Source organism: bacterium (assembly GCA_024224155.1).
Lineage (GTDB): Bacteria > Acidobacteriota > Thermoanaerobaculia > Multivoradales > JAHEKO01 > CALZIK01.
The window spans coordinates 1-787 of the sequence record JAAENP010000253.1 but is presented as its reverse complement, the minus strand read 5'-3'; the positions used below and the strand labels follow the sequence as shown (position 1 = coordinate 787).

Genomic DNA, 787 nt, shown 5'->3' with positions numbered 1-787 from the left:
TGCGCAGCTTCTCGGCTTCTTGAATCCGGGTCTCGATGCGACGTCTGTCTTCCGCTGCCCGCCTCTTCTCGGTGATGTCGCGGGTGACCATTACAAAGCCCACCGGCTGAGCTTCGGGATCTCGCAGCAGCGTCACGCTGGTCCAGGTCGGGAAGTCCGAGCCGTCCTTGCCCCGGTGCTCGATCTCGCCCTCCCAGGAGCCCGTCTCCCGGACTCGATCGAGAGCAGGTCTGACCTGCCGCTCGATCTGCTCGCCGCTATGAAAGAGCTCCAGCCGGCGGCCGAAGATCTCGAATGGCTCGCGGCCGTGCAAGCGCGCCCAGGCTTCGTTGACGAATAGGATGTTCTCGCCGAGATCGGCCACCAGAATTCCGTCGATCGACTGTTCGACGGCCCGCTCCAACATGTGCATGGCTTCCTGTGCCAGCTCTCGCTCAGAGATCTCGGACCTGAGTCTCTGGTTGGCCGTTGACAGCTCCGCGGCCCGGTCCTCGACCATGTCTTCGAGTTGCAGGCGCAGCATGTCGAGGTCGCCGTGAACGCGGCTGAAGCGATTCGACAGCGAGAACGTCATGGAAACGGCGAACAGCGTGAAGGCGTAGATCTGCGCCGGGAAAATGGTTCCCCGGTCGAGAAGCTGAAAGACGATTTCGATCAGTGCCACCCCGATCATCACGAAGCCGCCGGCGGCAATGGTGCGCGCTTCGGCGTTGCCGCGCCGCAGCTGGCGGACCAGCAGGACGGCGACCGCCGGCAGGAAAGGAATGCCCCAGACCCTGGCGAGCAC

At 63.9% G+C, this 787-nt stretch carries 1 protein-coding gene; it reads right to left on the bottom strand.

The genetic code is table 11. The features are described from left to right. Nucleotides 1-787, bottom strand: a 787-nt coding sequence (locus GY769_13230) for a PAS domain S-box protein (protein ID MCP4202880.1), incomplete at both ends; no start/stop codon positions are given.